The 19,589-nt window shown below is 37.1% G+C and carries 16 protein-coding genes; 12 read left to right on the plus strand and 4 right to left on the minus strand.

Annotated elements, in window-relative coordinates; translation table 11 throughout:
• Nucleotides 1-9 precede the first annotated feature (9 nt).
• Both ACFIN0_RS05840 and ACFIN0_RS05845 read left to right on the plus strand, forming a co-directional pair.
• The gene (locus ACFIN0_RS05840; RefSeq protein ID WP_375607225.1) at nucleotides 10-699 is read left to right on the plus strand and encodes a nitroreductase; all 690 of its coding nucleotides are present in this window, start codon (nucleotides 10-12) and stop codon (nucleotides 697-699) included.
• Nucleotides 700-1,041: 342 nt separating this feature from the next.
• On the plus strand, nucleotides 1,042-2,433 hold the full coding sequence (locus ACFIN0_RS05845; RefSeq protein ID WP_375702114.1) for an L-serine ammonia-lyase: 1,392 nt from the start codon (nucleotides 1,042-1,044) through the stop codon (nucleotides 2,431-2,433).
• A 1,755-nt stretch (nucleotides 2,434-4,188) separates the two neighbouring features.
• Here ACFIN0_RS05845 and ACFIN0_RS05850 read toward each other — a convergent pair.
• Both ACFIN0_RS05850 and ACFIN0_RS05855 read right to left on the minus strand, forming a co-directional pair.
• Nucleotides 4,189-4,467: a hypothetical protein gene (locus tag ACFIN0_RS05850; protein WP_273790659.1), complete on the minus strand. Its 279-nt coding sequence runs from the start codon at nucleotides 4,465-4,467 to the stop codon at nucleotides 4,189-4,191.
• Between the two features lie 32 nt (nucleotides 4,468-4,499).
• Nucleotides 4,500-5,849 (minus strand): D-alanyl-D-alanine carboxypeptidase, encoded by a 1,350-nt coding sequence (locus ACFIN0_RS05855; RefSeq protein ID WP_375607223.1) that lies wholly within the window; start codon nucleotides 5,847-5,849, stop codon nucleotides 4,500-4,502.
• Nucleotides 5,850-6,083: 234 nt separating this feature from the next.
• On the opposite strand from ACFIN0_RS05855, the gene clpS reads away from it, so the two are divergent.
• A complete protein-coding gene (clpS, locus tag ACFIN0_RS05860; protein WP_375702115.1) occupies nucleotides 6,084-6,455 on the plus strand; it encodes an ATP-dependent Clp protease adapter ClpS in 372 nt (123 codons plus the stop codon).
• Nucleotides 6,456-6,461: 6 nt separating this feature from the next.
• Nucleotides 6,462-8,813 carry an ATP-dependent Clp protease ATP-binding subunit ClpA gene (gene clpA, locus ACFIN0_RS05865; protein ID WP_375686657.1) on the plus strand — a complete coding sequence of 784 codons (2,352 nt, stop codon included), beginning with the start codon at nucleotides 6,462-6,464 and terminating at the stop codon, nucleotides 8,811-8,813.
• A 7-nt stretch (nucleotides 8,814-8,820) separates the two neighbouring features.
• Here clpA and ACFIN0_RS05870 read toward each other — a convergent pair whose 3' ends face one another.
• Together ACFIN0_RS05870 and ACFIN0_RS05875 are read right to left on the minus strand one after the other, a co-directional pair.
• On the minus strand, nucleotides 8,821-9,243 hold the full coding sequence (locus ACFIN0_RS05870; RefSeq protein ID WP_375702116.1) for an HIT family protein: 423 nt from the start codon (nucleotides 9,241-9,243) through the stop codon (nucleotides 8,821-8,823).
• Nucleotides 9,244-9,377: 134 nt separating this feature from the next.
• A complete protein-coding gene (locus ACFIN0_RS05875) occupies nucleotides 9,378-9,839 on the minus strand; it encodes a RidA family protein (RefSeq protein WP_375607219.1) in 462 nt (153 codons plus the stop codon).
• A gap of 145 nt (nucleotides 9,840-9,984) precedes the next feature.
• Between ACFIN0_RS05875 and ACFIN0_RS05880 the strand changes: the two genes are divergently transcribed.
• The 8 genes from ACFIN0_RS05880 to bamA all read left to right on the plus strand — a co-directional run bounded on the left by ACFIN0_RS05880 (nucleotide 9,985) and on the right by bamA (nucleotide 19,581).
• Nucleotides 9,985-10,821, plus strand: a complete 837-nt coding sequence (locus ACFIN0_RS05880; RefSeq protein WP_375702117.1) for a cell envelope integrity EipB family protein — start codon at nucleotides 9,985-9,987, stop codon at nucleotides 10,819-10,821.
• Between the two features lie 167 nt (nucleotides 10,822-10,988).
• Nucleotides 10,989-11,768, plus strand: coding sequence for a 30S ribosomal protein S2 (gene rpsB, locus ACFIN0_RS05885; protein ID WP_273788135.1), 780 nt, complete (start codon nucleotides 10,989-10,991; stop codon nucleotides 11,766-11,768).
• A gap of 102 nt (nucleotides 11,769-11,870) precedes the next feature.
• Entirely contained in the window at nucleotides 11,871-12,794 is a 924-nt protein-coding gene (gene tsf, locus ACFIN0_RS05890; protein ID WP_375607216.1) for a translation elongation factor Ts, read from the plus strand.
• Nucleotides 12,795-12,951: 157 nt separating this feature from the next.
• Nucleotides 12,952-13,671: a UMP kinase gene (pyrH, locus tag ACFIN0_RS05895; protein ID WP_375610636.1), complete on the plus strand. Its 720-nt coding sequence runs from the start codon at nucleotides 12,952-12,954 to the stop codon at nucleotides 13,669-13,671.
• Between the two features lie 37 nt (nucleotides 13,672-13,708).
• Complete coding sequence (gene frr, locus ACFIN0_RS05900) at nucleotides 13,709-14,269, plus strand: ribosome recycling factor (RefSeq protein WP_273790667.1); 561 nt, start codon at nucleotides 13,709-13,711, stop codon at nucleotides 14,267-14,269.
• A gap of 732 nt (nucleotides 14,270-15,001) precedes the next feature.
• Nucleotides 15,002-15,817, plus strand: coding sequence for a phosphatidate cytidylyltransferase (locus ACFIN0_RS05905; RefSeq protein WP_375607214.1), 816 nt, complete (start codon nucleotides 15,002-15,004; stop codon nucleotides 15,815-15,817).
• Between the two features lie 15 nt (nucleotides 15,818-15,832).
• Complete coding sequence (gene rseP / locus ACFIN0_RS05910) at nucleotides 15,833-16,981, plus strand: RIP metalloprotease RseP (protein ID WP_375702118.1); 1,149 nt, start codon at nucleotides 15,833-15,835, stop codon at nucleotides 16,979-16,981.
• Nucleotides 16,982-17,184: 203 nt separating this feature from the next.
• On the plus strand, nucleotides 17,185-19,581 hold the full coding sequence (gene bamA / locus ACFIN0_RS05915) for an outer membrane protein assembly factor BamA (protein ID WP_375607212.1): 2,397 nt from the start codon (nucleotides 17,185-17,187) through the stop codon (nucleotides 19,579-19,581).
• Nucleotides 19,582-19,589 lie beyond the last annotated feature (8 nt).

Consider the following 19,589-nt stretch of genomic DNA (forward strand, 5'->3'; position numbering starts at 1 on the left):
GTAAAAACAATGACAGTTTCTCCTATGAGTGTTTTTCAATCTATATTGTCACGAAAGTCAATTCGCGCTTTTACTGATCAGCCAGTTAGCTTGGAAACAATCAAAGAAATCTTAAAACTTGCAGCACGTGCACCATCTGGAACAAATATTCAGCCATGGCAAGTGATTGTGCTTACAGGAAGTGTATTACAGAAAGTAGGGCAAGAGCTTTCACAACTTGTGCTTTCAGGTGTAAAAGGAGAGCGTGAATATAGTTATTATCCACGTCAGTGGCGTGAGCCTTATATTTCAAGGCGTCGAAAAGTTGGTTTGGATCTTTATCAGAGTCTTGGAATTCAAAAAGGAGATGAAGAAAAAATGCTTCATCAAAAAGCACGAAATTTTTTATTTTTTGATGCACCTGTAGGACTCTTATTTACAATGGATCACGACATGGAAATAGGGAGTTGGCTTGATTTGGGTATGTTTATGCAGACCATTATGTTAGCAGCACGTGGATTTGGATTGGATACCTGTCCCCAAGCAGCTTTTGCTGATTATCATAAACAAATTCGTACGCTTTTATCTGTACCTTCTGATCGGAATATTATCTGTGGTATGGCACTTGGTTATCGCGATATGAGTGCTCCAGAAAACAATTTTGAGACAGAACGAGAACCGTTAGAAAACTTTGTACGTTTCATCGAAGCATGTCCATAAAATATTTTATATCATTAAGCATATACTTTGAAGAACTTGGTGCATTATGAAAAATATGCTTGGTAGAATTTTTTCATTCTTATTAAATTATGATGTTGCATATTAACACTTATTTTACTACGTTCGAAACATTAAGAGAGTGATGACTCTAAGGGCATTGTTCGTTTTGAAGGTTGGCTAATGGAAAGCACTATAGAAAGAGGGTGTTGGGTGGTAGCAAGACGAGCAACATTCGTGTTTATTGCTATCATTTTTTTACTCTATCTCGCAATTTGATTTTAAACAGGACAAACGTTATAGAAAAGCGTATACTCAGACCATATTGGAGTTTTGAGGTGGTTCGTGTTTTTATCTGTTTTTGAACTTTTTAAAATTGGTATTGGTCCTTCTAGCTCACATACGATGGGGCCGATGACAGCGGCTAATATGTTTTTGCAAAGGATACGAGATTTTTCTCAGTTATCTGATAACCAAGTTTCTCGTATACGTGTTTATCTTTATGGTTCTTTAGCTTTCACAGGTATTGGTCATGCGACAGATAGAGCTATCATATTAGGACTTTTAGGAGAAAAAGCTTCTACTGTTGATCCTGATAGCATGGGGTTTTTGTTAGAAAAAGTTATACGTGAAAAAAAAGTGCAACCAGAAGGTCATCCCGCTTATCAGTTTGATGTGCAACGTGATCTTATTTTTGAACGAAAGCAAATCCTCCCTGGACATACAAATGGACTAGCCTTTGAAGGACTTGATACTGATGGGAATGTTCTGTTGCGGCAGATTTATTATTCTATCGGTGGTGGCTTTGTTGTGACTGAGGATGAATTAAGCCATATGAATGATAATATACAACCAGAAGCATTTGAGGTACCATATCCATTCGATTCTGCTTGTACAATGTTATCAATGGCAGAAAAATCAGGACTTTCAATTGCTGAAATGAAGCGCTTAAATGAAGAAACAAAGATAGAGCGTTTTTCTCTTGATGTAGGGCTTGATGAAATTTTTTCAGCTATGACAAATTGCATTGATAGAGGTCTTTCACAAGAAGGTGAGTTGCCTGGTGGATTGCGTGTTCTAAGGCGCGCTAAAAAGCTGCATGAAACGCTTTTGGAAAAACAAAAGAAAAATTACAATTATCCACTTTGGGCAAATGATTGGCTTTCGGTATATGCTATAGCAGTCAATGAGGAAAATGCAGCGGGTGGTCGTGTTGTTACAGCACCAACAAATGGAGCAGCCGGTGTCGTCCCAGCCGTTTTGCGTTATTATCTTCAGTTTAATGATGATTCAGATCGAGAGGGAATACATAATTTTCTATTAACGGCAGCAGCTATAGGCGGTGTTATCAAACATAATGCCTCTATTTCTGGTGCAGAAGTTGGGTGTCAAGGTGAAGTTGGAACGGCATCTTCAATGGCCGCAGCAGGGTTGACCGCAGCGTTAGGTGGAACACCAGCTCAAATTGAAAATGCGGCAGAAATTGCGCTTGAACATCACTTGGGAATGACATGTGATCCTGTTGCAGGTCTTGTACAAGTGCCTTGTATTGAGCGTAATGCAATGGGAGCTGTTAAGGCGGTAACGGCTTCTTCTCTTGCATTATATGGTAATGGAGATCATTTTGTTTCTCTTGATGCTTGTATAGAAACAATGCGCCAGACTGGTTATGATATGAGTGAACGCTATAAAGAGACAAGTAAAGGTGGTCTTGCAGTCAATGCGATATCTTGTTAAGAGCTGGAACATTTTTCAATCCATAACTGGACTTTTTGGAGAGAGATCGTATTTCCTAATAAAGCTTATGTTTTTTGTTCCTTTAAATTAAAATTCCACTTTAATGCAGCAGTAGTTTGAAATAAATCTGAGATCATTCAGTGTTTTCTTAACGAATAATAGGTGTTGCATGCAAGCTTGGAGGGGAGAGTGTTGTGCATCTGTTTGATTTGTCTCTAAAGTGGGGAAAAAGTGTAATTTGGAAAAAATAAGAAAGCGTAAAGTAAAGTTAGTGATCAATCTGCCATTATTTTTAGCTGGGTTTTATGGCTTTAAAAAGTTTCCATAGCCATATATCTTTTAAGTAATGGAAGATTATGCCTGAGTATCCAAGGAAAATTTGTTTTAAATCTGAATAATTATGATGAAGAGAGTAGAGTTTTAAAGACTTTAATTTTTTAAAAGTGAAGTTTTTTCTACCTAGTATGGTAAAAAATGCCTTGAAAAAAAACACTAATTTACAATAATTAAGAGATATATTGGAAATATCTTTTTTATTTATAAATTTTTTACCGACAAAAAAATTAAAATAAATAATAACGTATACATTAAGAAATATTTATAAAAATTCTCATGAGAATAGAATGCACACAATAGAACATTATCGTGTTACGCGTTCGTGAGTTCGTTTTAAAAAAATATCTCTCAACGCTCCCAAGCTCATTTCACGATGGCACCTGTGAATGATATAACGGTAAATCCATTGAGCTGTCCCCATCTTTATGCTTAATAAAAAGAGTACGCTGGCATGGTTGCACACTTTGCCAGAGCCGCCCCTCTGTACAGGGACAAAGCTCTTGGCATTTGAAACGGTTCATTATAGGCATTTTTAGTCTTTTTGGTACAGTTTCACGCTACACACTAATCTCGCTCATAACATGCAAGAGACGGTTTTGATTGATTCAACATAAACAGATTTTTAATGAGAGAATCTTACGATATTCGAGATTCTCATCTAACATGCAAAATAATTAATTATCTTTATAAATCAGTATCTTGCATATGAATAATATAATGTAAGTTTTCCATGGATGGTATAAAATCTATAGAGTATTAGCATTTTTATTTATAAAGGGAGAAAACCAGCACTATCATCCTTTTTTAAATAGTTTATATGCCAATTTTTCTCGTGATGAGCAAGCGAGCGATTTTGACTGATTCAATATAAGAAGTAAAATAAGAGCATTTTACGAAAATCTCTTATTCAATATGCAAAAAATAAATTATAATTATAAATTAAAATCTTATGGAAATCGTTATTATAATATTTAATCTGATAATTTGTTTACGTTTTTTCATCGATAGTATTTGTATTTTCCAATTTTCTGTGCCTTTTGACATAAATACAAGTAAGAGGAGTGAGATTGTTTTTTTACAGCGTTTATGTTGTATGGGGAGCGTTATTAAGAGAGATTTTCTTTATTGAACTTTTACAATAATCCCATCAAATGATAAGCTTTCATCTAATGAAGCTATTCATTTTTTCCAGAAAGATATCAAGGACAATTTTTTATATTAAATCCAAAAAGTGGAAAAATATTGGGTATTTTTATGTCCTTAACAATGTTTTTATTAAAAACTTGGAGATATTGGATAGTTGGAAAAGCTGTCAGAAAAATTCAACAATTTAAGAAAAAAGTATGTTTATCAAAAGGTTTTCTAAGGCTGTAGATAATGGTTAATAATAAAATAATTTTTTAGAGAGGGTCTGTAGAATTAAATATTTGTTGCTCCTAAACGGATTTTAATAGGCACATTACCAGTTTGGCTCGCAACGCGTAAATGAATGCGTACAGGAGGCATTATGAGACGACGGTTACGCATTGTTTGGCAAATGAGAAGGTTAACAAGAGACTGTGTATCTAATGCTGTCGAATTATATTTTAAACCAGTAAGTTTTGCGGCAGCATCGTGAAGAGAACGCAATGAAAGGAGGGATGATTGCTTCAATAAAATTTCTTTTTTATGGAATGAAGCAAAAGCATTATCTGTCATAATACTATCCTTAACGCAGAATTCAAAAATTTTTAGTAGGCTACAGTATAGCAGTTAAAATTTGCTTTCTTTAATGTAGAGCAAGCATCAAATGCAGCTTTTTTTGATTGAAACCCTGTAAAGCGCGCTCGGTAATAACGCCGCCCACTTTTTTCAAACAGTTGCATGTGTGAAGATGCATGCTTTAAAGTAGAAAAAGCTATATTTTTTGCTTTTAAAAGTAGAGTTTTTGCTTGTTCTTCACTAGGAAGAGAACCAATTTGGATAGCCCATCCGGCATTTTCGGACAAAGAGACTGTTACAATTTTATGAGTCTCAGCTGGTATAGTTTTTTGAGGATTCGGTATTGGTATAATTACCTTATTTACAGCCGTTATTGCGATATTGGAGTTTTTAGGTTGTTCTGCAAATGCTGTCAACATAGTCGAAATTTCATCGTCAAAATTACTTGAATCTGCTTTAATGGTCGGTATAGGAGTATTGGCCCCAGTGGGTAAGTGATAGCGTACAGAAGCTATTAAACGTTCACCACTTTTCATTTGGCTTGCTTTGGGCAAATATTGATTCAATAAGCTAGCCATATGCTCGTCACGTGCAGTAGATGATTTACCTCCCATAACAACAGCGACAATAGAGCGCCCCTCAAGACGCATCGAAGTTGCTAAATTAGAACCTGACATTTGTGTGTAGCCTGTTTTAATTCCATCGACACCTTTCATTATTTTAACAAGTTTATTGTGGCTGTTAATTTTATGTCCACGGAAATTAAAACTTTTTGTTTTGAACAATTTATATTGTTTGGGAAAATGTTTACGTAAAGCTAATGATAAAGTCGCTATATCTCGTGCTGTAGAATAATTGTGCACATCCGGAAGTCCTGAAGCATTTGCAAAATGTGTATGTTTCATGCCAAGTTTACGGGCTTTTACTGTCATCATTTGAGCGAATTTTTTTTCACTACCTCCAAGATATTCTGCAATGGCAGCAGCAACATCATTTGCGGATCTTGTAATGAGTGCTTTAGCTGCTGATTCTGCAGAAATTGTTTGGCCTGCTTTAAATCCAATTTTTGTCGGTGGACGCATTGCTGCATAATGTGAAACAGGAATTGGTGTATTTGGTGTCACACGACGCATCTGCATAGCTTCAAAGAGGAGGTACAATGTCATCATTTTTGTTAAAGAAGCAGGATAACGTTTCAGTGTTGCATTGGCTTGAAATAGAGTTTTTCCCGTAGTAGCATCTATAACAATAGCCGCATACTTATCAGGATAGGCCCCTTGAGGTGTGGCGGATGCCCAACAGTAAGAAAAAGCTAACATAACAAAAGAAATTGCTATTGTTTTACAGTAGCGCATAATTTTTTGATAATTAATATACACTTGCAGTATCCTATTTCTCCATTTATCCTAAAAAACTTCTATAAAGCTTCCTTTTCTGTAATTTATTGATGCAGTTTAGACGAATGGTATTACTAATTTGTTTACAGAAGTTATTTTATGAGTGAGCGATTGAAGTCTAACCATAGAGGAAATTTTTTTTCTAATACAAACAGGTATTGCAATAGTTATGAAAGAATTTAAAATTAATAAAAATGTGCTGCATGGAAAACGATAATGGGACAGATGCTCATAATAAACTCTATAGCTCGTATTATGCATAATGAAAAGGGCAAGAATTGGGATGAAGGTAGGCATGGTGCGGTTATAATGCCTAAGGCTAGAGAAAAACTTGAAAAACCTAAATTATGTCGCGTTTTTTTGCTTAATGATGATTACACACCTATGGATTTTGTTGTTTTCGTTTTGAAGAACTTTTTTAAAAAAAGTTTCGAAGAGGCAACGCGGATAATGTTAAATGTTCATCACAATGGGATAGGAGAATGTGGGACTTATACTTATGAAGTCGCTGAAATGAAAATATTACAAGTGAGGAAATGTGCGCGTCAAAATGAACATCCGTTACAATGTGTAATGGAATGGAAGTGAGGAGCTATGCCATCTTTTACACCTAGTCTTGAAGAGGTTTTGCATCGTGCATTAACAATTGCTACTCAAGCACGCCATGAATATGCAACACTAGAGCATCTTCTACTTGCGCTGTTAGATGATGCCGATGCAAATTCCGTTATTCAGGCTTGCCAAGTAGATGTGGAGGAATTGCGAGAGCGCTTAACCAATTATCTTCGCTCAGAGTTAGATGAACAGATTAGAGCTGATGAGGATACAAAGCCTACAGCTTTTTTCCAGCGTGTTATCCAACGTGCGGTGATTCATGCACAATCGGCTGGAAAAGATGAAGTATCGGGGGCAAATGTTCTTGTTGCAATTTTTTCTGAACGTGAAAGCCATGCAGCATATTTTCTTCAAGAGATGGGAATGACACGCTATGATGCTGTACGTTTTATTTCACAGGGTGTCACGCGTGATGATGGGTTATCCATGTTACTTGAAGGACTTGAAGAGCAATTAGATCAGCAGATTTCGGATAATGGTGAAAGAGGAACAAGTGCTTTAACGAATTATTGTGTTGATCTCAATTGTAAAGCACGTAATGGAAAAATTGATTTATTAATTGGCCGTGAAATAGAAATTTCACGCATGATTCAGGTTTTATGTCGAAGGTCAAAAAATAATCCGCTTTTGGTTGGTGATCCTGGAGTGGGGAAAACCGCTATAATTGAGGGATTGGCAAAGCGCATTGTTGATGGGCAAGTGCCTGAAGTTTTATCAAATGCAACAATATTTTCTCTTGATATGGGGGGACTTGTTGCAGGTACACGTTATCGCGGTGATTTTGAAGAACGCTTAAAGCAAGTTATTAAAGAGTTTGAGCTATATCCAGATGCTATTTTATTTATTGATGAAATTCATACCTTAATTGGAGCAGGAGCGACATTAGGGGGAAATATGGATGCAGCAAATCTTTTGAAACCTGTATTATCTTCTGGAACTATGCGATGTATTGGTTCGACGACTTACAGAGAATATCGCAAATTCTTTGAACAAGATCGTGCTTTAGAGCGTCGTTTTCAGAAGATTGATATTAATGAACCTTCTGTTACAGATGCGATTAAGATTTTGCAGGGGATGAAGCCTTATTTTGAAGATTTTCATCAGATTAAATATACAGATCAGGCGATGAAGGCATCTGTAGAATTATCTTCACGTTATATAATTGACCGTAGGTTACCTGACAAAGCAATTGATATTATTGATGAAAGTGGAGCAGCGCAAAAGCTTTTGCCACAAAAACAACGCAAGAAGAGTATAGGTGTTAAAGAAATTGAAGCGACTGTTGCTACAATTGCAAGAATTCCACCAAAAACAGTTTCCCGGAATGATCAGAAGATACTGAGTAAGCTTGAAAGAGAACTCAAACATGTCGTTTATGGTCAAGATCAGGCAATTTCCGTCTTAGTTTCATCCATAAAATTGGCGCGAGCAGGTTTACGCGAACCGGATAAACCAATAGGGAGTTATTTATTTTCAGGGCCAACAGGTGTAGGAAAAACTGAAGTTGCAAAACAGCTTGCATCATCTTTAGGCATTGAATTATTGCGTTTTGATATGTCAGAATATATGGAACGGCATACGATAGCACGTTTAATCGGAGCACCTCCAGGTTATATAGGGTTTGATCAAGGAGGTCTCCTTACAGATGCCGTTGATCAGAAACCTCACGCAGTTCTATTGCTAGATGAGATTGAGAAAGCGCATCCAGAGTTATTTAATATTTTATTGCAGGTAATGGATTATGGTAGATTAACAGACCATAATGGTAAGAAAATTGATTTCCGCAATGTTATTTTGATTATGACAACCAATGCTGGTGCTTCAGATATGGCAAAATCAGCTATTGGATTTGGGAAAGTACATCGTGATGGTGAGGATATAGAAGCAATCAATCGACTCTTTACACCAGAATTTCGTAATCGGTTAGATGCAATTATTCCGTTTGCACCTTTATCTCATTTAATCATCAATCAGATAGTGCAAAAATTTATTTTTCAGCTTGAAGCACAATTAGCTGATCGGGGAATTTGTTTTGAATTAAGCCCTTCTGCAACTTTATGGCTTTCTAATAAAGGATATGATTCTCAGATGGGAGCACGCCCATTAGGGCGTGTTATACAAGAATATATTAAAAAGCCATTAGCTGATGAAATTTTATTTGGAAAGTTACGCAATGGTGGTACCGTTCGCGTATTGACACAAAAATCAAATGGTAAAAAAGAAAGCTTACAGTTAGAAATTTCATCTTCCGATATATCTGTAAGTTCAAAGAAAAGTAAAATGGAAAACTTTACAAAAAAACGTGTAGGAAAAAAAAGCACAACAACTTAAAAGTGTGTTATAAAGCTGCACGGATTTTTTTTGCATTCTCTTCAAGTGTTTCTGGAGGCGTTACCATATCATTATGAGGGGTAAGCTCTATTCCCTCCATACGTGGTATAATATGAAAATGAAGGTGATAGACGGTTTGTTGACTAGCTGCTTCATTAAATTGCATGACAGTTATGCCATCTGCTTGAAAGGCTTTTTTGACAGCATTTGCAATTTTTTGAACAGCTTTAATAACAGGAAATAATGTTTCAGGATCTGCATCAAGTAAGTTTCTAGAGCCTTTTTTAGGAATGACCAGCGTATGACCTGGTGCCTGTGGCATGATATCCATAAATCCAATAACATCATCATCTTCGTAGACACGAACAGAAGGGATTTCATTGCGAATCAATTTAGCAAAAATATTATTATTGTCATAAGCTTGTTTCATACAAATATTTCCTTTTATCGTAAGTTTAAGATTCTAATTTAAAAACGAAAAAATGCAAGGTTTATCAGAGTGTAAGACAAAGAAGTACTTTGATTTCAGTTATATTTAGGATAATGCACTGTCTTAATGAAGGTTTAGATTTCTATGATGGCTTCAACTTCTACAGGAACATCCATAGGAAGAGAGGCAACACCAATAGCAGAACGGGCGTGTTTTCCAATTTCACCAAGGATATTGACGAATAAATTAGAAGCTCCATTGGCAACAAAAGGAATATCGGTAAAATGAGAATCTACAGCCACAAAAACAGTAATTTTGACCACACGTTTTATTTTATTTAAGTCACCCAGAGTTGCCTTGAGTTGCGCGAGAATATTGAGAGCGCAAGCTTCAGATGCTTTTTGGGCTTGTTCGGTATTCACAGTTGCACCAACTTTACCGATGGCTATAGGTTTTCCATTAATAAGAGGGAGTTGTCCAGAAATAAAGAGTTGATTGCCACTTTGTGAAGTGGTGATGTAATTGGCAAGGGGGGAGATTACTTCAGGAAGAGTGATTCCGAATTTTTCTAAGTTTTTTTCAATCATATTGGTCATAATTTTAACTCCATAGCTGCTTTATAATATATTCATTGCATAATCTATTTTTTGATTTAAGAAAATGTGTGGTTAATTGAGAAATTAGCCTTTTTTGCCTTATTGTATGATGTTATGCAACGGGGATAAAGTTCGGAAGTTGGGAATGATTAGATCATTATTTATAATAATTTTATATATTGTTTTTTTATGTACTGCGAGAGCTGAAGAGCCCATTTTTATTGTGCCTCATCGAGCAATTTATGATTTTCATCTCGATAGTGTTTCTCATGAAATGACAATTTCTGCGATGTCAGGACGAATGGTTTACGAGCTCACTGGTTCGGCATGCCAGGGCTATAGCACACGTTTTCGTTTCATTAGCCGTGTTCACATTGAAGATATGCCAGTACGTTTGACGGATCAACAGACGACGAGTTATGAAACAGGAGACAGCCGTACATTTCGTTTTAATATTACAGATCAAGAGGGAGAAGAGGTTGTGCATCGTGCCGAGGGGGTTGCGGAGCGTACGCAAGATGGTATTATAGTTACCTTAAAAAAGCCAAAGGGAAAAGAGTATAAGCTTGCAATGGCTGAATTTCCAATGATGCAACTAAAAAATATTATCCGCCATGCAAAAGCAGGAGATCATTTTTACAATGTTACTGTATTTGATGGGACAAATAAAGCAGATAAAGTTATAAAAGAAAGTATCGTCATAGGGGAAAAGAAAACGCTTTTATCTGATAGCGAAACGGAAAAAGTAAGAAAATTGGATGAAGAAGAATATTGGCCTGTTACAATTTCTTATTTTGATGATGGAGAAAATAAAGATGGTTTGCCGGTTTATCGTAGCAGTTTTCTCTTACATGAGAATGGTGTCATGCGAGATCTTCATATAGATTATGGAACTTTTTCAGTGCGTGCAAAATTGAACAGTCTCGAATTCTTGGAACTTGGAAAAGATCTTAATCAATGTGAAAATGCAAATATTAAATGATTAAAGAAAATAACTTGAAAAAGAATCAAATATTAGTATGTTTGCGCTATTCCACACGCGGAGTCTGGGTGTTTGCAAATGATCTGTGAGAAACTTCTAGCAAGCATCCGCCGGTAGCAGGTCTTCCTGCTTTTTCCGCGGAGGTTGAACCGGAAAGGATAAGATTTATGGCACTACCCGATTTTACTATGCACCAGCTTTTAGAAGCCGGTGTGCATTTTGGTCACCAGACTCATCGCTGGAATCCCAAAATGACTCCCTATATTTATGGTCAGCGTAATAATATCCATATTATTGACCTTGCTCAGACCGTTCCACTTTTACATCAAGCACTTAAACTTGTTTCAGATACTGTAGCGCGTGGTGGTCGTATTCTCTTTGTTGGTACGAAACGACAAGCATCTGACATTATCGCTGATGCGGCCAATCGTTCTGCCCAATATTACGTTAATGCGCGTTGGCTTGGTGGCATGCTCACGAATTGGAAAACGATTTCCAATTCAATACATCGTTTGCGTAAGCTTGACAAAATTCTTGCCGCTGAAGCACAAGGCTTTACCAAAAAAGAACGTTTAAATCTCGAACGTGATCGTGAAAAGCTTAATCGTGCGCTTGGTGGTATTAAAGATATGGGTTCTGTTCCAGATCTTATATTTGTTATCGATACAAATAAAGAAAATATTGCACTCCAAGAAGCAAAGCGTTTGGGTATTCCTGTAATTGCTATTATTGATACCAATTGTGATCCCGATGACGTGACACATCCAATACCAGGTAATGACGATGCTTCACGTGCAATTTCTCTTTATTGCGATCTTTTTGCCCGTGCTGCTCTTGATGGTATTGCACGCCAGCAAGGAGCAATGGGTATCGATTTAGGAGCTCAAGTTGATGCACCTGTGGAGCCTATTTTGGAAGAAAATGCAGTTTCAGAGGTTTCTGAATAATATAAAATGCCTAATTAAGGTACTTTTATTGTCTAAAGAAGAAGTTATAGGCGTGCAGAGGGATTTTGCACGCTTTCACTGTTACAAAATAAAGAGGCAAATATGAGCATTACTGCTGCACAAGTAAAAGAACTTCGAGAACTATCTGGCGCTGGTATGATGGACTGTAAAGCCGCCCTAGCAGAGACCAATGGTGATATGGAAGCTGCTGTTGATTGGCTTCGTAAAAAAGGAATAGCTAAAGCAGATAAAAAGGCTGGTCGTACAGCAGCTGAGGGATTAATCGGAGTCGTATCAAAAGATTCACATGCAGTTTTGGTTGAGATTAATTCTGAAACAGATTTTGTTGCACGCAATGATGGATTCCAAGACATCGTGCGTAAAGTAGCAACTGCTGCCTTAGATACGTCAGGGGATGTTGAATCTGTTTCTGTTTCTCTTTATCCAGGTTCTGAGAAGACTGTAGAGCTTACAATTAAAGATGCAATTGGCACAATTGGCGAAAATATGACATTTCGTCGTTCCGCTAAATTGTCTGTTGAGAATGGTGTTGTTGCGACTTATATACACAATAGTGTGGCTGATGGGCTTGGAAAACTTGGTGTTTTGGTTGCGATTGAAACAACAGGAAATAAAGAGGCTGCTCTTGCTTTTGGTCGGCAGGTCGCGATGCATATTGCGGCAACCAATCCATTAGCACTTACAGCACAAGGTGTTGATGCTTCTGCTGTTGAACGTGAAAAAGCAATTTTTTCAGATCAAGCACGTCAGTCTGGAAAGCCTGAAAATATCATTGAAAAAATGGTAGAAGGGCGTATGCGTAAATTTTTTGAAGAGGTTGTTTTGCTTTCACAGGCTTTTGTTATGAATCCTGATATGACTGTTGAGGCAGCTTTAAAGGACGCTGAGAAATCAATTGGTGCACCAGCAAAAATCACAGGCTTTATTCGTTTTGCACTAGGTGAAGGTGTAGAAAAAGAGGAGTCTGATTTTGCTGCAGAGGTTGCTGCTGCTGTAAAAGGCTAGTTATTGCAAACTCTTGATCAGAGATTTAAAGTCATATCATTGGTTGTAGAATCTCTGAGGGGAACAGTGTAATTGTTGAGAGGGCGTCACGTGAAAAAAGTGGTGCCCTTCGTGATGTCAAAAGCAAAAAGTAAATGGGCTTTTGGGGAGATTATTAATGGCATTAGCACTTCCGTATAAACGTATTCTTTTAAAGGCTTCTGGTGAAGCTCTTATGGGAGGGCAGAATTTTGGCATTGATGTTTCTGTTGTAGACCGTATTGCCGCTGATATTGCAGAAGTGCGCGCAATGGGGATAGAGGTTGCGGTTGTGATAGGTGGGGGAAATATTTTTCGTGGCGTTGCTGTTGCTTCGCATGGTGGAGAGCGAGTGACAGGTGATCATATGGGAATGCTTGCAACGGCTATTAACTCTTTAGCATTGCGAACATCATTGACAAAATTAGGCGTTGAAACGGTTGTGCTCTCTGCGATTGCTATGCCACAAATTTGTGAAAGTTTCTCGCAACGTAAAGCAATAGCTTATATGAATCAGGGAAAAGTTGTTATTTTTGCAGGGGGTACAGGAAATCCATTTTTTACCACTGATTCTGCTGCCACTTTACGTGCAGCAGAAATTGGTGCGGATGTCCTTCTTAAAGGAACACAAGTTGATGGTATTTATTCAGCAGATCCAAAAATAGACCCTACGGCTAAGCGTTTTGACCAATTAACACATGTTGAAGTTTTGCAATGGGGATTATCTGTTATGGATTCAACGGCGGTCACTTTAGCACGTGAGAACAATGTACCGATTATTGTGTACTCCATTCATGAAAAAGGCGGTTTGGCTAAGGTTTTGAATGGAACAGGACGCTTTACAATAGTATCGGAATAAGGGTAAGCTTCAAAGAACAATTGAAGGAGACAGAAATATGAATGTTACATCAATTATGGATGATCTGAAACGTCGCATGGATGGTGCTATTACGGCTTTTAAACATGAATTAGGTGGTTTGCGGACTGGACGTGCATCGGCCAGTTTATTAGAACCGTTGACCGTTGAATCTTATGGTTCTGTTGTGCATATAAATCAAGTTGCTAATATTTCTGTTCCTGAACCTCGGATGCTTTCTGTTTCTGTATGGGATAAAACGATGGTCGGAGCTGTAGAGCGCGCTATTCGCGATTCTGGTCTTGGTTTAAATCCCATAACTGATGGTACGAATTTACGTATTCCTTTGCCTGAGTTGAATGAAGAGCGCCGTAAAGAACTTGTAAAAATTGCGCATCACTATGCAGAGCAAGCGCGTGTTGCTACACGTCATGTTCGTCGGGATGGTCTGGACAATTTGAAAAAGTTAGAAAAAGATGGTGAAATTGGACAAGATGAAGCCCATAGTTTGTCTGAGAAAGTTCAAAAACTCACAGATGAAACTATTGCTGATATTGATAAAATTTTAGCCGTAAAAGAATCTGAAATTATGCACGTTTAAGACGATTTTGTCGCTAGAAAAAGGATGTTATATTCCCAGCCTGTAAATTGTTTCTAGGGATAATTGTAGGGCGTGGTGTGCTCTGTGGTAGCAAGGTGTTATGCAGGAAGGTATTCTATCATTTTGATATGGGAGAGACTGATTTGAAAGGGCAGATGTTTTTATTTTTTAGTCTGCGTGGTAAATCATGCCCTTTGGTGGGAGACACTATTTAACAGCATGGTGCGGTTTTTTAGTTGAACACGTCTTTGTTAAAATGCATAATGAAAGCATTATTAGAAATTATTCAAATATTCTAAGATGAAGGTTGGGGAAAGAATATAATGAAAAAAACAAGCCTAACTTTTCTCTTATTTCTCATTATAAAACATGTGAGTATAATTGATCAAGCAGATGTTATGTGGCGTAATTCGTTTTTTAATGACGAATAGTTGATAGAAAAGTGTTTTTATACGAAACCTATATTAGTTAATTTGTATGGGGCAGAGGTAACTGCTTTTTTATTTTATATTTGAGAAAATATTAAAAAAATATTTTATAATTTTGACGGAGATTTTTGAAGCTGTTTTCATTGATTATTAGTTTCATAAGCGCTATCTTAGTAGACTGAATTATTTATGATAAATTATAAGAGAAATTATACAAGTATGAGATAAAAATACTGCGTAGGGGAGTTTTTCTTGCGTTAATTTTAGAGCTTGTATTTTCTATTTTTATTGTTTGGATGTTGTTTTGTCTAATTTGGTTTATCGTATTCTGACAGCTTTTGTTTTTGGCATTATTGCGTTGTATCTAACATGGTTGGGAGGAAACTTCTTTTTTTTATTTGTATGGTGTATTGGCGGTTTTGTTCTTTATGAGTGGATGAGTATTACTAAAGAGAAATGGTGTATTTTACAAAAAATATTAGCAAGTATCTTTTATTTAATCTTTGGCTTTTTTTTAGTGTTGAGTGTATCTGCTTCATTGATTTTTTGTGTTTTAATCGTTTTAGCTACAGTATTAGCTATTATATCTATAAAAAAGAGTGGTTGGGTTTTTTGTGGTTTTTTATATGCCTCTTTTCCTGTTGTTGCTTTATGCTTTCTACGGGATCATGAACTGTTGGGGTTCCAAGTTGTTATTTTCTTATTTACGATAGTGTGGGGAACAGATATTGGTGGTTATTTTATCGGACGTGCATTAGGGGGCCCTAAATTAGCACCACAATTTTCTCCTAATAAAACATGGTCAGGAGCACTTGGTGGTACATTTGTCGGAGTTTTCGGTGGTATATGGGTTGCTTTTGGATTTTTTGATATAAATTTAGCCAGTTTTTTTGTGCCACTCCTTACACTTGTTTTGTCAATTGTTTCACAATTGAGTGATTTAGGGCAATCATGGCTCAAAAGACGGTTTTCTGTTAAAGATTCTAGTTCTTTATTGCCTGGACATGGTGGTTTTATGGATCGTATAGATGGATTGGTAGGGGCAGCTTTTCTTCTTTATTTAATTGGTTCATTTATGTCTGATATGGATGCGCCTTTTAATCTTTTTAGTATGATCTAATTGGGAGAAGATAGTTTGGAGTTTTTAAATCATATCGTCACTATGGGTGATTTTCTTTTAAGAAGTTTGAGTATTCTTTTCATCATTATGATTATCATTTTTGTGCACGAATTTGGGCACTATCTCATTGGTCGGTTGTGTGGTATTAAGGCGTTAATTTTTTCGCTTGGATTTGGACCAGAAATAGCGAGTTATACAGATAAGCATGGCACGAAGTGGCGTTTAGCACTTATCCCCTTAGGAGGTTATGTAAAATTTGTTGGGGATGAGGAAAAAATCGATACGGAATCATCCCAATCATCTCTGATTGTTGATGGTTCATTTGCTAGTGCGCATGCTTGGAAAAAAGCAGCAACTGTTTTTGCCGGTCCTTTCTTCAATGCTCTTTTTACTGTTGTTATTCTAACATTTTTTTTCTTTATCTATGGTCGTGTAGCCATTGAGCCCGTTGTTGGTTCTTTGGTAAAAGATAGCCCTGCTCTTCAATCCGGTTTGGAATTAGGTGATCGTTTTGTTGAAATGGATGGACGACGGGTTGAAAGCTTTGAAGATTTGATGAATTATGTAGCTTTTCACGGAAGAGAACCCATAGAGTTTAAAATAGAACGCATGGGGCGAGTCTTTACAACGATGATTACCCCAAAAGTCGTTGAGCGAGATGATGGATTTGGTAATCGAACACGAAGTGCTATGATAGGTGTAGGTGTTCCTGTTGATTTAAATAATCCTGCACATTTAGATCCAACTTATATAAAACATATTCGCTATGGTTTTGTAACAGCTGTAAGAAAAGCGTCAGATCGTACTGTGTTTATCGCCACTCAAACTGTTCTTTTTATGAGTCGTTTAATAGGAGGCAAAGAGGATCATTGTCGGCTAAGTGGACCTTCTAAAACCGTTAAAATTGCTTGGAAAGTGAGCGAGACAGGTTTTATCTCTTTGTTGAATTTGGCAGCTTTTCTTTCAATAAGTGTTGGGCTTATTAACCTTTTTCCGATTCTACCGCTTGATGGTGGGCATCTTTTATTTCATGTCATTGAAGTCATTACTGGGAAGACAATATCCACTCAAATTCAGGGAATCTTTTTTCGTTTAGGTTTTTCCATTCTTCTCCTTTTTATGATCTTTGTCTTTTTTAATGATTATTTTTGTTGGTTTAGCTAATTAAATTATGGAAAATGCTTTATAAATTAAGTAATAATAGCAAAAACAAATTGAAGGTTGTTTACCATGTCTACAAAATGTTGTGGCGTTGTACATTATAATGAGTAATTAAGGAATGAAAAGTCTCGCTGTAAAAAGGTTGTTATGGCAGTTAGCTTTTTAAGGCATCATGTCCAAGGAACGAGAGTAAGGTAAAAAAGCCAATGACTACGAATTCAAAGTTTTTAAATGCAGCATCTGTATTGGTGTTAAAGATGGGGATGATTGCCCCTGCAACGGTTTTTATGTCAATTGCTGCGGTCGGAGAAATACAAGCGTCTGTAGTCCGCTCTATTGAGGTTCGTGGGAATAAGTTTGTAAGTTCTCAGGCGATTCGAGACAATATGGGGATTAAGGTTGGGCAAGGTGTTTCCAGTGGTGATGTTGATAGTGCTGTGAAGAACCTTTTCGAATTGGGTTTATTTTATGATGTTAAAATAAATCCGGTGGGTGATAAATTGGTTGTATTCGTAAAAGAATATGAGGTTGTCAATCAAATATTGTTTCAAGGAAATAAATCTTTTAAAGACCCAGATCTTAAGCGGTTTATTTCTTTAAAACCAAATGAGCCTTTTAATTCTGCTAAGCTTTCTGCTGATATAAATACAATTCGTGAGGCTTATAAAACTCTTGGTCGTAATAATATCACTGTTAACGTTCAAACGATTAACCTTGGAAAAGGGCGGGTTAATGTGGTATTTAATGTCGTTGAAGGGAAAAAAACAAAGATTGGTGATATCACTTTTAAGGGCAATAATGTCTTTGGAAGTCGCCGTTTGCGTGATGTGATTTCAACAAAAACTTCAGGAATTTTTTCGAAGTTGTTGGGAGGTGATGTTTATAGTGAAGAGCGCCTCGCTGTTGATGAAGAAGCTTTACGTCGCTTTTATTATAACCGTGGTTATGCAGATTTTCGTGTAGTCTCTTCTAAAGCAACTTTTGATGCAGCAAGCAATACGTATAAAATTTCTTTTGTTCTTGATGAAGGGGCGCGTTATAAAATTAGTGATATTCAAGTTGAAAGTGATGTTGATGGAATTGACGTTCAATCTGTAAAAAGGATGCTTAAAACCCAGCCAGGTAATGTTTATAGTGCAGAAGATATTGAACAGTCTGTTGCAACTATTAATAACAAAGTTGCTGATTCGGGGTATGCTTTTGCTAAAGTTGAACCGCGGGGAAATCGTAATTTAGCAAATCATACAATTTCAATTTTATATAATATTGAACAGGGTACACGTGCTTATATTCAGCGTATTGATATACGTGGTAATGAGAAAACGCGTGATTATGTCATTCGTCGTGAGATTGATTTGAATGAAGGAGATGCCTACAATCAAACTTTATTACAGCGGGCAAAACGTCGTCTAGAAAGTTTAGGTTTTTTCAAAGCCGTTAATATTTCAATGGTTCCTACCGAGCAATCTGACCAAGTTGTTTTGGTGATAGATGTCGTTGAAGCTTCAACAGGAGATCTCTCTCTTTCAGGGGGGTATACAACGGGGGGAACAAGTCCTGGTATGTCACTTGAAGTTTCTGTTACTGAACGTAATCTTGGGGGACGTGGTCAATATGTTCGTTTAGGATTAGGTGCGGGGCAAGAAAAATCTCGTAATTATAATTTATCATTTGTTGATCCTTATTTCTTAGGGTATCGTTTATCTGCTGGCGTTGATGTTTTTCGTAGTACTTATCGTGCTGATAAAGCCTATGATGTACGGCAGACAGGTGGATCACTGCGGTTTTCGTTACCTATTAATAATCAATTATCTGCTAATGTAGCTTATTCTTATGTGCAGGAAGAATATGATTTTGGCGGAGAGTATGATTTTGACAAAGAGAGTGACATAATAGAATTATATGGGAAATATTCTGGTGCGATTGTTCAAGCTGCAAAACACAGCCCTTGGAAACGTTCATCAATTAGTTATGGTTTCACCTATAATACGATTGATGATATGAGATCCCCCCATGATGGGTGGTATGTGCATCTGCTTCAGGAATATGCAGGGCTTGGTGGGAGTGCAAAGTTCTTGAAGACCACGGGTAAGGCGATGATGTACAAGACTCTTTCTGACCAGAAGGATATCGTTGGTTTGCTTTCCTTTGGGGGTGGTTATATCCACGGAATGGGCCGAGATGGTGTTCGTATTTTCGATATGTTTAAGGCGAATACTGATATAATCAGAGGGTTCAAATATAATGGGATAGGCCCACGTCAGGTTTCCAATAAGGGTGAAGTTTATTTCTTAGGGGGAACAACATATATGAATGCGACTGCTGAAGTACAGTTTCCTATTCCTGTTGTGCCTGAAGGATTTGGGTTGCGCGGTGCTTTATTTGCGGATATTGCCACGCTTTATGGTAATAATTATAAGGCAGTTTTTAAAGGTGAGCCGCCTGTTACCAATACCAAAAGTGCTTGGCGCTCATCTGCAGGTGTGAGTTTGATGTGGGATTCTCCGTTTGGTCCTTTGCGTTTTGATTATGCTTGGCCAATAATGAAGCAGGAGGGGGATCGTGTGCAGCAATTAAACTTTGGTATTTCTACAAAGTTCTGATTTGAGCG

The organism is Bartonella sp. AA89HNZF, assembly GCF_042196905.1.
Lineage (GTDB): Bacteria > Pseudomonadota > Alphaproteobacteria > Rhizobiales > Rhizobiaceae > Bartonella.

What these genes read in the sequence shown, in the direction of transcription:
- ACFIN0_RS05840 (WP_375607225.1), top strand. Translation starts at nt 10, where the DNA reads ATGACAGTTTCTCCTATGAGTGTTTTTCAATCTATATTGTCACGAAAG.
- ACFIN0_RS05850 (WP_273790659.1), bottom strand. Translation starts at nt 4,467, where the DNA reads ATGACAGATAATGCTTTTGCTTCATTCCATAAAAAAGAAATTTTATTG.
- clpS (WP_375702115.1), top strand. Translation starts at nt 6,084, where the DNA reads ATGGGACAGATGCTCATAATAAACTCTATAGCTCGTATTATGCATAAT.
- clpA (WP_375686657.1), top strand. Translation starts at nt 6,462, where the DNA reads ATGCCATCTTTTACACCTAGTCTTGAAGAGGTTTTGCATCGTGCATTA.
- ACFIN0_RS05870 (WP_375702116.1), bottom strand. Translation starts at nt 9,243, where the DNA reads ATGAAACAAGCTTATGACAATAATAATATTTTTGCTAAATTGATTCGC.
- ACFIN0_RS05875 (WP_375607219.1), bottom strand. Translation starts at nt 9,839, where the DNA reads ATGACCAATATGATTGAAAAAAACTTAGAAAAATTCGGAATCACTCTT.
- ACFIN0_RS05880 (WP_375702117.1), top strand. Translation starts at nt 9,985, where the DNA reads ATGATTAGATCATTATTTATAATAATTTTATATATTGTTTTTTTATGT.
- rpsB (WP_273788135.1), top strand. Translation starts at nt 10,989, where the DNA reads ATGGCACTACCCGATTTTACTATGCACCAGCTTTTAGAAGCCGGTGTG.
- tsf (WP_375607216.1), top strand. Translation starts at nt 11,871, where the DNA reads ATGAGCATTACTGCTGCACAAGTAAAAGAACTTCGAGAACTATCTGGC.
- pyrH (WP_375610636.1), top strand. Translation starts at nt 12,952, where the DNA reads ATGGCATTAGCACTTCCGTATAAACGTATTCTTTTAAAGGCTTCTGGT.
- frr (WP_273790667.1), top strand. Translation starts at nt 13,709, where the DNA reads ATGAATGTTACATCAATTATGGATGATCTGAAACGTCGCATGGATGGT.
- bamA (WP_375607212.1), top strand. Translation starts at nt 17,185, where the DNA reads ATGACTACGAATTCAAAGTTTTTAAATGCAGCATCTGTATTGGTGTTA.